At 55.5% G+C, this 14,395-nt stretch carries 11 protein-coding genes; all 11 read left to right on the forward strand.

Features of this window, described 5'->3' with window-relative positions; genetic code table 11:
* Window positions 1-53 precede the first annotated feature (53 nt).
* Window positions 54-1,484, forward strand: coding sequence for a UDP-N-acetylmuramoyl-tripeptide--D-alanyl-D-alanine ligase (locus TH30_RS18385; protein ID WP_114099566.1), 1,431 nt, complete (start codon window positions 54-56; stop codon window positions 1,482-1,484).
* 24 nt (window positions 1,485-1,508) lie between these two features.
* The gene (gene mraY / locus TH30_RS18390) at window positions 1,509-2,597 is read left to right on the forward strand and encodes a phospho-N-acetylmuramoyl-pentapeptide-transferase (RefSeq protein WP_114099567.1); all 1,089 of its coding nucleotides are present in this window, start codon (window positions 1,509-1,511) and stop codon (window positions 2,595-2,597) included.
* 12 nt (window positions 2,598-2,609) lie between these two features.
* Window positions 2,610-4,016, forward strand: coding sequence for a UDP-N-acetylmuramoyl-L-alanine--D-glutamate ligase (gene murD / locus TH30_RS18395; RefSeq protein WP_114099568.1), 1,407 nt, complete (start codon window positions 2,610-2,612; stop codon window positions 4,014-4,016).
* A complete protein-coding gene (ftsW, locus tag TH30_RS18400; RefSeq protein ID WP_114099569.1) occupies window positions 4,013-5,152 on the forward strand; it encodes a putative lipid II flippase FtsW in 1,140 nt (379 codons plus the stop codon). The genes murD and ftsW overlap by 4 nt, the downstream gene beginning before the upstream one ends.
* 166 nt (window positions 5,153-5,318) lie before the next feature.
* The gene (gene murG / locus TH30_RS18405) at window positions 5,319-6,515 is read left to right on the forward strand and encodes an undecaprenyldiphospho-muramoylpentapeptide beta-N-acetylglucosaminyltransferase (protein WP_114099570.1); all 1,197 of its coding nucleotides are present in this window, start codon (window positions 5,319-5,321) and stop codon (window positions 6,513-6,515) included.
* Between the two features lie 11 nt (window positions 6,516-6,526).
* Window positions 6,527-7,936 carry a UDP-N-acetylmuramate--L-alanine ligase gene (gene murC / locus TH30_RS18410; RefSeq protein WP_114099571.1) on the forward strand — a complete coding sequence of 470 codons (1,410 nt, stop codon included), beginning with the start codon at window positions 6,527-6,529 and terminating at the stop codon, window positions 7,934-7,936.
* A gap of 7 nt (window positions 7,937-7,943) precedes the next feature.
* Complete coding sequence (murB, locus tag TH30_RS18415) at window positions 7,944-8,888, forward strand: UDP-N-acetylmuramate dehydrogenase (protein ID WP_114099572.1); 945 nt, start codon at window positions 7,944-7,946, stop codon at window positions 8,886-8,888.
* The gene (locus TH30_RS18420; protein WP_114099573.1) at window positions 8,885-9,799 is read left to right on the forward strand and encodes a D-alanine--D-alanine ligase; all 915 of its coding nucleotides are present in this window, start codon (window positions 8,885-8,887) and stop codon (window positions 9,797-9,799) included. The genes murB and TH30_RS18420 overlap by 4 nt, the downstream gene beginning before the upstream one ends.
* Window positions 9,787-10,668 (forward strand): cell division protein FtsQ/DivIB, encoded by an 882-nt coding sequence (locus tag TH30_RS18425; RefSeq protein WP_258548790.1) that lies wholly within the window; start codon window positions 9,787-9,789, stop codon window positions 10,666-10,668. The genes TH30_RS18420 and TH30_RS18425 overlap by 13 nt, the downstream gene beginning before the upstream one ends.
* 277 nt (window positions 10,669-10,945) lie before the next feature.
* Entirely contained in the window at window positions 10,946-12,196 is a 1,251-nt protein-coding gene (ftsA, locus tag TH30_RS18430; protein ID WP_114099574.1) for a cell division protein FtsA, read from the forward strand.
* Between the two features lie 231 nt (window positions 12,197-12,427).
* Entirely contained in the window at window positions 12,428-14,089 is a 1,662-nt protein-coding gene (gene ftsZ, locus TH30_RS18435; RefSeq protein WP_114099575.1) for a cell division protein FtsZ, read from the forward strand.
* The last annotated feature ends 306 nt before the right edge of the window (window positions 14,090-14,395 follow it).

The raw sequence follows: 14,395 nt of genomic DNA on the forward strand, positions 1-14,395 counted from the left end.
TTCCCGTTACGGCACGCTGGCCGTGACGGCCTGAGCGAAATGAAAGTGACGTTATGACGAAGGCTGTTTTATGGACGGCGAAAGATGCCGAAACCGCAACCGGTGGCAAAACGACCGGTAACTGGTCGGTATCCGGCATCTCGATTGACAGCCGAAAAGTCAGCAAGGGTGATCTTTTCATCGCGCTTAAAGGCCCGAACTTCGACGGCCACAAATTTGCGCAAGCCTCCCTTGATGCCGGAGCAAGTGCCGTGATGGTATCGGATGCTGCGGGCATCATCGACACCGACAAAGTCCTTCTGGTTGATGACACCCTTGATGCGCTGGTACGACTTGGCCTCGCCGGACGTGCGCGCAGCAATGCCAAAATCGTCGCCATTACTGGCAGCGTCGGCAAGACCGGGACCAAGGAAGCACTCAAATACGTGCTTTCCCAGCAAGGAAAAACCCATGCAAGCCCGGCAAGCTTCAACAACCATTGGGGCGTGCCTATCAGTCTGGCGACGCTTCCGGTTGACGCACAATACGGTGTGTTTGAAATCGGCATGAACCATCCCGGCGAAATCAGCCCGCTGGTCAAGATGGTCAAACCGTCCGTTGCCCTGATCACCACCGTGGTCGGTGCCCATACCGAGTTCTTCAAGGACGAAGCCGAAATTGCCATGGCAAAGGCTGAAATCTTTGACGGTCTTGAGTCCGATGGCGTCGTGGTTCTGAACCGCGACAACATGCATTATTTCGCCCTCGCACGTCGCGCCAAGGAACTTGGCCTGAGCAACATCAAATGCTTTGGCACCGACGCGATGGCCAATTATCGCCTGTTTGAAGCCAATATTGTCACCGATGGCAGTGCTGTACGTGCCCGTGTTGGTGGCCGCGATCTTGAATATTTCATTGGCTGTCCGGGCGAACACTGGGTTCTCAATTCTCTTGCGGTTCTGGGCTGTGTGGATGCGATTGGCGCAGACCCGCTGCGCGCGGCACAGGATCTGGCCGATGTCACCCCGCCTTCCGGGCGTGGCGAAATCTCGACGGTCAAGGTTCCGTCAGGCGACGGCACGTTTACCCTGATTGATGATGCCTATAACGCCAATCCGACATCGATGATGGCCGGGATCAAGGTTCTGGCACAAAGCAGACCTGGAGAAGGTGGTCGCAAGATCGCCGTTGTCGGTGATATGCGCGAACTGGGTGACGATGCGATCCGCATGCATGCCGATCTGCACCATCCCCTGACCGCAATGGAAATTGACCGGGTGTATTCGGTCGGCCCGTTGATGGCCGAACTGGATAAAACCCTGCCCGCTGAACGCAATGCCGGTCATTTTGACACCGCCGAAGACGCGATCAAGCCGATCAAGGCCGATTTACGCGCCGGTGACGTGGTTTTGGTCAAAGGATCGCTTGGCATTTACGTTTCGAAAATTGTATCGGCCCTAAAATCATGTGGCGTGGTGGAAAAGTCCACAACCGTACAGGATTAAGTCGCAGAAGGAACGACCAGAGCAATGCTCTATAATCTGCTTTATCAACTGTCTGATCAGATGCCGGTATTAAACCTGTTTCGGTACATTACCTTCCGGACGGGCGGTGCGATCATTACATCGCTGATCCTTGCATTTGTGCTGGGTCCGTCCCTGATCAACTGGTTGCGTTCCAAGCAAAGCGAAGGACAGCCGATCCGTGAAGATGGTCCGGAAAGTCACCTTCTGACGAAAAAAGGCACGCCGACCATGGGCGGGCTTTTGCTGTTGCTCTCGACATCGATTGCAACCCTGCTTTGGGCTGATTTGACCAATGCCTATGTCTGGGCGGTTTTGCTGGTCACCATCGGGTATGGCTTCCTTGGTTTTCTTGACGATTACCTCAAGGTCTCCAAGAAAAACACCAAGGGCCTTCCGGGCAAACTCAAATTGCTGGGCCAGTTTTCAATTGCGGCCCTTGCAGCATGGTGGATTTCCTATAACACCGCAGATCCGCTTTCGACGGCGCTGGCCTTCCCGTTCTTCAAGAATTTCCTGCTCGATCTTGGCTGGTTCTTTGTGCCGTTTGCGATGTTTGTCATGGTCGGCGCATCAAACTCGGTCAACCTGACGGATGGTCTTGACGGATTGGCCATCGTACCAGTGATGATTGCAGCGGCAAGCTTTGCCCTGATCACCTATCTGATCGGTAACATTCAATTCGCCGAATATCTTCAGGTCCATTATGTCGCCGGATCAGGCGAGCTGACCATCTTCCTTGGTGCCCTTGTCGGGGCAGGCCTTGGCTTCCTGTGGTACAACGCCCCGCCTGCAATGGTGTTTATGGGAGATACCGGGTCGCTTGCCCTTGGCGGTGCGCTGGGCGCAGTTTCGGTCGTCACCAAACACGAACTGGTTCTGGCAATTATTGGCGGCCTGTTTGTTCTTGAGACCCTTTCTGTGATCATTCAGGTCGGGTCATTCAAGCTGACAGGCAAGCGCGTGTTCCGCATGGCACCGCTTCATCACCATTTCGAGAAAAAAGGCTGGCAGGAACCGACCATCGTGATCCGTTTCTGGATCATTGCAGTGATTCTGGCCCTTGTCGGCCTTGCCACCCTGAAACTCCGGTAAGGATGCCCTATCGTGATTGATCTTTCGCATCTGCGCGGCAAAACCGTTGCGGTACTGGGTCTGGGGAAGTCCGGACTGGCCAGCGTAAAAGCGTTGATCAATTCAGGTGCCATTGTCTGGGCATGGGATGATAACGCGCACGGTCGCGAACTGCTTGAACCGCTTGGCCTTGCGCCGATCAATCTGGCCGAATGCGATTGGGCCGAACCCGACATGCTGGTCATTAGCCCCGGCATTCCGTCGACCTTTCCGACCCCGCATCCCGCCGCCGAAAAGGCCCGCCGGGCAGGCAAGCCGATCATTTGCGATGTCGAGTTGCTATGCACCGCACAGCCGGACGTCCCGACACTGGCGATCACCGGTACCAATGGCAAATCAACGACGACGGCACTGACCGCTCATATCATTGCGAATGCCGGGATCAAAACCCAGGCTGGCGGCAATCTGGGCAATGCAGCCCTTGGTCTTGATCCGGCGACCGCTGATGACTGCCTTGTTCTAGAACTGTCGTCCTATCAGCTTGATCTTCTTGAGCATGCCGCGTTTGACGCTTGTGCGCTTTTGAACATCACGCCGGACCATCTGGATCGTCACGGCGGAATGGATGGCTATATCGGTGCGAAACGCCAGATCTTTGCCCGGAACAAGGGCCCCAAATGGGCGATCATTTCCGTTGATGATGAACCATGTGCCAAGATGGCGGTTGAGCTTGCCCGCGAAGGCGGACGCCATATCATCGAAGTTTCGGTCAAAAACCCGGTCGATCATGGCATCTATGTTGATGAAAATGGCTGGCTGATTGATGATCTTAGCGGTGCTGCAACACCGCTCCTTGATCTTGCGATGGTCACACACATGCCGGGCAAACATAACTGGCAAAATATTGCCTTTGCCTATGGCCTGTGCCGGGCACGCGGTGTTGATGCAACGCGCATCATTGACGGCATCATGACCTTCCCGGGTCTTGCACATCGTCAGGAACGGTTGGGCAGCATCGGGAATGTCATCTTCGTCAATGACAGCAAAGCGACCAACGCCGAAGCATCGGCAAAGGCACTGTCAGCCTATCAGAACATCTACTGGATTGTTGGTGGCAAACCAAAAGAAGGCGGGATCAACGGTCTTGAGGAGTTTTATCCTCATATCAAAAAGGCCTATCTGATCGGCGAGGCCGCTGATGCCTTTGCCGCGACCCTTGATGGCGATGTGTCATGGGAAAAATGCAAAACCCTTGATGTGGCAACAAACGCCGCCTTTAACGACGCCCGATCCGGTGGCGATGACGCACCTGTGGTGATGCTGACCCCGGCCTGCGCATCCTTTGACCAGTTCAAAAGCTTTGAAGCCCGCGGCGATGCATTCCGCGATCTGTATTCCCAGTTGGCCAATGCCAACGCATCCGGGAAGGTCGGCGCATGAAGTCCCTGTTTGGAAACAACACCAACATCGCCTTTTCACGTGCAGACACGTCTGTTCTGGGCATCTGGTGGTGGACCGTTGATCGCTGGTTGCTGGCCGCAATCATTCTGTTGATGGGGATCGGCGCGCTTCTGGTCATGTCGGCAAGCCCGCCGGTGGCTGACCGCATCAATGTCGACAGCTTCCACTTTGTGACCCGCCAGTTCGTGTTCCTTGGCATGGCGGTCGTCTGTATGTTTGGCATTTCACTTTTGCCGGTGAAATGGGTCAGACGACTGGCATCCGTCATGTTTTTAGGTGTGATTTTCCTTTTGATCATCACCCCGTTTATCGGTTCTGACATCAAGGGTGCGGTGCGCTGGATCAACGTTGCGGGAATTAACCTGCAACCATCCGAATTCCTGAAACCCGCCTTTGCAGTTGTCGTTGCATGGATGTTCGCCGAAGGTCGTCTGAACCCGAACTTTCCGGGCTATATCGTCAGCTGTTTGATGCTCGCAGTTTGTATTTTCCTGTTGATGATCCAGCCCGACTTTGGTCAGACGGTAGTTGTGACCTCGATCTGGTCCGTACAGATTTTCCTGGCTGGTCTTCCGATCATTCTGGTGTTCTGTCTCGGGCTTGGCGCCGTTGGCCTTGCTGTTAGTGCCTATCTGATCTTGCCGCACGTTCAGTCACGTGTGGACCGCTTCCTTGATCCGGCATCGGGTGACAACTATCAGATCGAACGATCCATGGAAGCCTTCATGAGTGGCGGCGTCATGGGGCGTGGCCCCGGTGAAGGCTGGGTCAAGAACTCCATCCCGGATGCCCATTCCGACTTTATCTTTGCCGTGGCTGGCGAGGAATTCGGATTGCTGTTCTGCGTGCTGGTGGTGGGTGTCTTTACCTTTATCATCATGCGCGGGCTTTCGCGCCTGATGGGGGAACGCAACCTGTTTGTGGTGCTGGCTGTAAGCGGCATTCTGGTTCAGTTCGGCCTGCAGGCCGTGATCAATATGGCATCGACCCTGCAACTTGTGCCGCCCAAAGGCATGACCTTGCCATTCGTTTCCTATGGCGGTTCGGCCACCATCGGTATTGCGATTGGCATGGGGTTTGTTCTTGCGCTCACCCGTAAACGTCCGGGCGAATAGCTGCGTATCAATGGTTCTTTTGCCTGAACTGAAATTTCTGCATCAAAACGACAAAATCCGACCTTATTCCATTCCCGGTTTGAAGGGATATTAACCTTTGTCGGGTTCTGATGGGGGGAACTGTCCGGGGTCTCCCCGGTGCTGTGTCGTTTTAGATGTGGACAAGATGACTGACTTCACAAAACTTGATATTTCCGCCTCCGAGACCCCGCTTGCGGGTCAGGTGATTGCTGTGACGTCAGGCGGAACCGGCGGTCATATGTTCCCCGCTGTTGCCTTGTCCAAATCACTGGTTCGACGTGGCGCGAGGGTACTGTTTTTTACCGATGCCCGCGCAGCACGCTATACCGAGGGCGTTGAAGGTGTCGAGACCATCATCCTTCCCGCAGGTGGCATTGCCGGCAAAGGCATCAAGGGACGTCTGACCGGGGCACTTCGTCTGGGGCTTGGCACGCTTAAGGCGCGCTCTCTGATCAAGAAGGCAAAGCCCGCCGCTGTTATCGGCTTTGGCGGTTATGCCTCGATCCCGGCAACCATGTCGGCCAAGTGGCTTGGGATCCCCTATGCCATTCACGAACAGAACGCGGTTCTTGGCCGGGCGAACCGACTGGTGGCGAGCCATGCCGAACGCATTGCAACATCCTTTGCCAAAGTCACCATGATCGCACCAAGCGACGAAGCCAAGGTGATCTGGACGGGCAACCCTGTGCGTGCCGAAGTCGCAGCCCTTGCCGTTAGCGAGTATCACGCCCCGGAAAGCGACGGCCCGATCCGACTTTTGATCACTGGTGGTTCACAGGGCGCGCGTATTCTTTCCGAAGTTCTTCCAGATGCGTTGGTCAGTCTGCCCGAAGACATTCGCAAACGCCTTCATGTCACCCAGCAAGCCCGCGACGAGGATATCGATGCAGTGCGCGAGACCTATGATGGCTCGATGATTGACGTGACCCTGGCATCCTTCATCAACGACATTCCGGAAAAATTGCGGGACTGTCATCTGGTGATTGCACGATCCGGGGCATCAACAGTTGCCGAACTGACGGCGGCGGGACGTCCGGGTTTTCTGGTTCCCCTGCCCCATGCCATTGATGATCATCAACGTTTTAATGCCCAGCAGGTCGAAGAGGCCGGTGGCGCATGGTTGCTGCCACAGGATCGCTTTACCAGCGAACTGGTTTCAGAACGGCTGGCGAAACTTTTAACCAATCCCGCGGCCTTGACGTGCGCCGCAAAGGCCGCCAAAAGCAGCGGTCGCGCCAATGCTGCCGAACGGCTGGCCGATATGGTGCTTGATATGCTGGGACTGAACCCGGCCGGAAGCCCGAATAACGAGAACATGGGCAAAGACCCCCAAAAGGTATGAGGAGACATGCAATGAACACCCTGCCGCTCAACATCGGCACCATCCACTTTGTCGGTATTGGTGGCATCGGCATGTCCGGTATTGCCGAAATTCTCCATAACCTTGGCTATTCGGTTCAGGGATCGGATATCTCTGACAATGCCAATGTCCAGCGCCTGCGCGATCTTGGCATCAAGGTTTTTGTCGGTCATCAGGGATCGAATATCCAGGACGCCAAGGTGGTTGTGATTTCCACAGCGGTCAAAGCCAGCAATCCCGAAGTCGTTGCCGCGCGCGCCGAAATGATCCCGGTGGTCCGCCGCGCTGAAATGCTGGCCGAACTCATGCGCCTTAAGGCCGCAATTGCCATTGGCGGCACACATGGTAAAACCACGACGACCTCGCTGGTTGCAACCATGCTTGATGCCGCCGGGCTTGATCCGACCGTGATCAATGGCGGGATCATCAATTCGTATGGCACCAATGCGCGCCTTGGCGAAGGTGACTGGATGGTGGTCGAGGCCGATGAGTCTGATGGTACCTTTGTCAAAGTCCCGTCGACCATTTCGGTTGTGACCAATATTGATCCTGAACATCTGGACCACTGGAAAGATTTCGATCAGCTGCGCGAGGCCTTCAAGAACTTCGTTCAGAACATTCCGTTCTATGGCTTTGCCGTTCTGTGCATTGACCATCCCGAAGTTCAGGCCCTGATTGGCAAGGTGACGGATCGCCGCATCTTTACATTCGGTTTCTCGCCGCAGGCTGATGTGCGCGCGGTCAATGTGCGTACCAATATTGGCGAAAGCATCTTTGATGTTGTCATCCGCGAACGCGTCGATAGCGAAGAACGCGTGATCAGGGATGTCCGCCTGCCGATGGTTGGCGATCACAACGTTTCGAACTCGCTTGCCGCAATCACGGTTGCGCTTGAACTCGGCATTCCGGACGAAAAGATCGTATCAGCCTTTGACGGCTTTACCGGTGTCAAGCGCCGCTTCACCAAGACCGGAGAAGTCGATGGCGTGACCATCATTGACGATTACGGTCACCACCCGGTCGAAATCAAGGCCGTGCTGAAAGCTGCCCGTCAGGCCACACAGAATAACGTCATTGCTGTTGTACAGCCGCATCGCTATTCGCGCCTGCATGATCTGTTTGAAGATTTCTGCACCTGCTTTAACGATGCCGACAGCGTCATTGTCGCCGATGTCTATGAAGCAGGCGAAAGCCCGATTGAAGGCGCATCGCGTGATGCACTGGTCGAAGGATTGCGCAACCGTGGCCACCGCCATGTCAGCGCCCTTGAAGGACCGGACAAGCTTGCCGAGATCATCGCACAGGATGCCAAACCGGGTGACCTTGTGGTCTGCCTTGGTGCCGGATCCATCAGCGCATGGGCCAATGCCCTGCCCGCACAACTCGAAGCCCTGAAGAACTGAGAGACGCATGAGCACGCCGGGACACCACACGCCACTGATCGACCGCCTGCCCAAGGTTCGGGGCAAGCTGCGTGAAGGCGCGCAATTGGCCAAGGTCACCTGGTTTCAGGTTGGCGGTCCGGCCGATGTGATGTTCCGCCCGGCCGACGAAGCCGATCTTGCCGACTTCCTTAGGGGAAAACCCGACGACATGCCGGTGACTGTGATCGGCGTCGGATCAAACCTTCTCGTTCGGGATGGTGGTATTCGCGGCGCTGTCATTCGACTTGGCCGTCCGTTTACCGACGCCGTCGTCAAGGATGGCGATCTGCATGTCGGGGCCGGTGCGCTTGATCTTAACGTCGCGCAGGTCGCCCAGCAGGCTGGCATCGCCGGTCTTGAATTCCTGTCGGGCATTCCGGGTACGATTGGTGGCGCACTTCGCATGAATGCAGGTGCCTATGGCAGCGAAATCAAGGATGTGCTGATTTCTGCCACCGCCATTGACGGCAAGGGCACGACTCATACCGTCACCCCCGATGAAATGGGCATGTCTTATCGTCACTGCGATCTGCCCGAAGACTGGATTTTCACATCCGCCATCTTGCGTGGAACGCCGGGGGATCCCGCCGATATCGCCAAGCGCATGGATGAAATCGCAGAAGCCCGTTCCGGATCGCAACCGATCAAGTCACGCACCGGCGGATCGACATTTGCCAATCCGCTGCCCGATCGCGCCTGGGAGGTCATTGATGCCGCCGGGTGCCGTGGCCTTACCATCGGTGGCGCGCAGATGTCCGAACAGCATTGCAATTTCATGATCAATACCGGTGATGCCACCGCCCTTGATCTTGAGCAGCTGGGCGATGAAGTCCGCAGACGGGTTAAACAACATAGCGGCGTTGAGCTGCGCTGGGAAATCCGGCGCATTGGTGAACGCCTTGGCCACTCGATCATAGGAAAAGACGCATGAGCAAACATGTCGCTGTCATTCTGGGCGGTTGGTCAGCAGAACGTGAAGTATCCCTGTCTTCGGGGCGCGAATGCGCCAAGGCGCTGCGCGAAAAGGGATATGACGTCACCGAAATTGACGCCACCCGTGATCTTGCCGGTCAGCTGACCGCTATTGATCCCAAACCGGATGTGATTTTCAACGCCCTGCATGGTCGCTGGGGCGAAGACGGTGCGGTTCAGGGGCTGCTTGAAATTCTGAACATTCCCTATACCCATTCAGGCGTGCGTGCATCGGCGATTGCCATGGATAAAATGTCGGCAAAGGCAATGTTTGCCGAATATGAAATTCCCTGTGCCCGCCATGTCTGGGTCACGCGTGGTGATATCGCCAATGGCAAGGCACTGCCACCGCCCTATGTTCTTAAACCCAACAATGAAGGGTCATCTGTCGGGGTTGAAATCATCCTCACCCCTGAAGAAGAACAGAACATGCTGGCGCGTGACTGGGTCCATGGCGACGGCATCATGCAGGAAGAATTCATTCCCGGCCGTGAAATGACTGTTGCCGTCAAGGATGGCAAGGCGATGGAAGTCATTGAAATCCTGACGGGCAATCATGCCTTTTACGATTTTGAATCCAAATATGCCCAGGGCGGGTCCGAACATATCGTACCAGCCGACATTCACAGTGACCTGCGCGACCGCCTGCAACGCCATGCAGAAGAAGCCTATCGTGCGCTTGGGTGCCGTGGCGTTGCACGTGCTGACTTCCGCTATGACCCGGAACAGGATCGGCTGGCGATCCTTGAAATCAACACCCAGCCGGGCATGACGCCGACCTCACTGGTTCCCGATGCGGCACGTCATGACGGCATGAGCTTTGCCGATATCGTTGCATGGATGGTGGAGGATGCTTCATGCGAACGCTAGGCACGATTGGCACGCTTGAAGAACAGGCCCGCGAACGCCGCGAAAAGCTTGATAAAAAGCATGGCATTGCCTCCAACCTTAAACGGGTTGCCCGCGTCATGTGGTGGACGGGATTTGTCGGGGCAATCACCATCATACCGGCAGCACTTTGGTATACTGGCAAGGCTGACAAATGGATTGCCATCGGTCAGGACGAAAGTGTTCGCCTGTCGGCTGAACTGGGCATGACGGTCAAAAATATCGAAGTATCGGGACGCGAAAAAACCGATACCAATGCGCTGCTGGCCGCCATCGGGCAAAAGCCCGGCACGCCGATCATAACATTTGATGTTGATGCCGCGCGTGAACGCATCGAACAACTGTCATGGGTGCGTACAGCCACTGTCGAACGCCAGTTGCCCGATACGCTGATCGTGTCGATTGTTGAACGCAAACCGCTTGCGCTTTGGCAAACCGAAGACCGCGGGCACGTTCTGATTGATGGCGATGGCGAGCAACTTCAGAACTATGAGCTTGGCGATTATCTTGATCTGCCGGTTCTGGTTGGCGATGATGCCCCGCAACATGCGGCCGAAATGCTTCAGACCATTCAAAGCATTCCCGATCTTTACGGCATGGTCACCGGCGCACAGCGCATTGGTCATCGTCGCTGGAACATTCAGCTGTCAAACGGCATGTTCATTCGCCTGCCCGAACACGACATGGACAAGGCCTGGCAACGCCTTGAGACGCTTGTTCGTCAGCATGACCTGCTTGAACGCGATGTATTGATTGTTGATCTGCGCTTGCCAGATCGAACCTTTGTTCGCCTGACACCCGGGGCGGCGGAAAATCGCCGCAATCCCCCAAAGAAGGAGGGAGCGGTCTAGAACGACCGCCCGCCATCACCGATCAGGACTGATTGACGCGCCAGACAGGGGGCGGATCGCAAGCCTGCCGGGTGACAGGCTATTGATCGCATCAGGAAGATGCGATGCCAGCTACTGCCCCGCTAAAGTCTGACATTTCCGAGAAAACAGGACCGCTATGCGGCACACTCGATACAGCCTTAACCAATTTGCAACCGCTTATGGTGGAAAACGGGCTTAATAAGGTAGGGCAGGTCCGCCTGTCCCCAATAACTTTAGAAGAATTCAGAGCACTAAATTGGCACGCGGCAAAACCAGATCAGGATTGATTGCAGCTTTGGACATCGGTACGTCCAAGGTCTGCTGTTTCATTGCGCGACGCGAAAAGGACCATCCGCCGAAAATCATCGGCATCGGACACAACATGTCCAAGGGCCTGCAAAGCGGATCGATCGCAAATCTTGATGCCGCCCAGGAAGTCGTTCTGGCTGCGGTAAACGCGGCGGAAAAGATGGCCGGTCAAACCATCGAATCGGTCATTGTGAACCTTTCTGGTGGCCGTCCGGAATCGGAAACCCATACGGTTGAACTGCCCCTTGGTTCCCGCCCGATCGGCAATCTGGAAATCAGGAAGCTGAATGACCAGAAAGAAGCCCTGCTCCGTCAGGCTGGCGATGAACTGATCCATACGGTGCCGCTTGGTTTCCGCCTTGATGGTGCGAGTTCGATGAATGATCCGCGCGGTATGTATGGATCAACGCTTGGTCTGGATCTGCATTTTGTCCGTACCCAGACAGCACCGCTACGCAATCTTGATACATTGCTTGGCCGTTGCCACCTTGCGATTGAAGAAACCGTCGTCACCCCGCTTGCATCGGGTCTGTCGGCCCTGACACCGGATCAGCGCGAACTGGGCGCAACCGTCATTGATATGGGGGCAGGCACGACAAGCGTTGCTGTCTTTAACGGCGGTCAGGTGATTTACACCACCTCGATCCCGGTCGGTGGCGCGCATGTGACACGTGATATCGCCTATGGGCTGAACACGTCGCTTAATCATGCCGAACGGATGAAGACACTGCATGGCAGTGCGCTGACCTCGCCGTCAGATGATCAGGAAATCCTTGCCGTTCCGATCATTGGTGACGAGGACGAGAACAACTTCAATCACGTTCCGCGCTCGATGCTGATCAACATCATCAAGCCGCGCCTTGAGGAAACCTTTGAGTTGATTCGCGATCAGCTTGAAGAACATGGTCTGACCCAGATTGGCGGGCGCAGCATCGTGCTTACCGGTGGTGCCAGCCAGCTCAATGCCATTGCCGATCTGGCAAACCAGATGTTCGAACGTCCGGCAACTGTCGCCCACCCGCATGGCGTTACAGGCCTTGCCGAAGCCACCGCAGGCCCGGCATTCTCAGCCTGTGCAGGCCTTCTGCTGCGTGCGGTGGAACAACAGAACGACCCGCTCAGCGAAGCCATGGCATCAATCCATCAGTCAGGTGGACGCTGGGGGCGTCTTGGTGCCTGGTTCAAGGAAAACTTCTAGTTTTCAGCACCGGCGAACGCCCTGTTCGCCGGAAACTGGCAGTTTCCGAAAACAAGTGCATTTTTTTCTGCATTTTTTCGAAAACTTTTCCGCGCATTAACAAGCCAATAACTCTTTGCCCGCTAAAACGGACTCGGAGGTCTTTGTGTCCGAAGCATTTCGGGCACACACAGGCAAAGGGAAGGCTTGTGTGATCTTTAAGCTCTAAAGCGCGGAGAGGAAGAGCAAACAATGAGTACAATCAATTTTTCCGTTCCTGAAACGGAAGAAAACCTTAAGCCGAAGATCACCGTAATTGGTGTCGGCGGCGCCGGCGGCAACGCCGTTAACAATATGATCGCATCCGAACTCGAAGGATGTGACTTTGTTGTAGCCAACACCGATTCACAAGCCCTGACCCAAAGCAAAGCCACGCGCAAGATGCAGCTTGGCCGCAAGATTACCCAGGGTCTTGGTGCAGGCGCACGTCCCGATGCGGGCAGTGCCGCCGCCGAAGAATCCATCGAAGACATTCAGGCACAGCTTGAAGGCAGCCACATGGTATTCATCACCGCCGGTATGGGCGGTGGTACGGGTACCGGTGCCGCCCCGGTCATCGCACGTGCCGCCAAAGAGGCTGGCATCCTGACCGTTGGTGTTGTTACCAAGCCGTTCCATTTCGAAGGCACGCGCCGTATGCGTACCGCCGAACAGGGCATTGAACAGCTTCAGCAGTATGTTGATACCCTGATCATCATTCCGAACCAGAACCTGTTCCGGGTTGCGAATGAAAAAACCACCTTTGCAGATGCCTTCCAGATGGCTGACGACGTTCTGCGCAACGGTGTTCGTTCGATTACCGACCTTATGATGGTTCCGGGTCTTGTGAACCTCGACTTTGCTGATATTCGCACTGTGATGAGCGAGATGGGCAAAGCCATGATGGGTACCGGCGAAGCAACCGGCGAAAAACGCGCACTTGAAGCTGCCGAGGCTGCCATTGCAAATCCGCTTCTCGAAGATGCATCGATGAAGGGCGCACGTGCTGTCCTGATCAACATCACCGGCGGCATGGATATGGCTCTTTATGAAGTTGACGAAGCCGCGAACCGTATTCGCGAAGAAGTCGCTTCGGAAGCCAACATCATCTTTGGTTCGACCTTTGATCCGACCATCGAAGGCGCACTGCGCGTTTCTGTGGTTGCCACGGGCATCGACGCCGAAGAAGTACGCCGCCCGCAGCCGACCACCGTTTCCGTTGCCCAGCCCAAAGCAGCCCAGCCGATGGAAAAACCGGCCATGCCGTCCTTTGGTCAACACGGCGCGGCAAATGCAGCCGCAAGCGTTGCTGAAACTACTTCCCCGGCAGCAACCGGCGACTATGCCGGTGGTGCATCAATTGATCACATTCCGGCAGAACGTTTTGCCGCAACCGGCAGCGCACAGCAGCCGGAACTGAGCCATCAGGCCGAAGCCCACGAAACCGGTTCCATTGAAATGGGCCAGACGGTTCTGAAACCGAAACCGGTTCTGCGTGCCAACAAGCCGATGGAAAAAGCCAACAGCAATGGCGACATGGCTTTCATTCCGCCGCGCGCTGTTTCACCGGGTGAAGCAGAACAGGTCAATCACAGCCCGGACGTATTCGAAGCGGCCGACGCTCAGAACGCAACATCGCCGCGTTCGGTCCTGAGCAGCCTGTTTGGCAAAAACAAAACCGTCAGGGAACCACACCAGCATGTGGAACCGAAAGTCTCGCAGCCGCAAGCACCGGCACCGCGTCAGACCGAGATGCCCCTTGGCGAAGACAGTGCATCTGTCATGAAGAAGGAGCCCGCTTCCCGGGGCAAGGCGCAGGGTGCGTCTGACGACCTTCTTGAAATTCCGGCCTTCCTTCGTCGTCAGGCAAACTGACGACGATCTCCGCGCGAAGAAAGGGAAGGCCTGGGGGCCTTCCCTTTTTTTATAGGTGGACAATTTCCACTGACGTCCGGGCGCGATGATTGTGAACAGAAATGTTTCACGACCCTGTTTCACAAATCGGAAAAATCACGATAATAGATTGTTTTATAAACATATTTTTTTAAATTCGAATGATTTACAAAGCGTAACAAAGAGTGATTTGAGTGATTGTCACAACCTCTGTAGTGTCTGAAGCTAACGAAGTGAGGGTTCCAGCCCTGCAAACGACTTCGACCATGATTGATGACAACCTGACAA

It is taken from the genome of Thalassospira profundimaris, from assembly GCF_003326795.1.
GTDB lineage: Bacteria > Pseudomonadota > Alphaproteobacteria > Rhodospirillales > Thalassospiraceae > Thalassospira > Thalassospira profundimaris_C.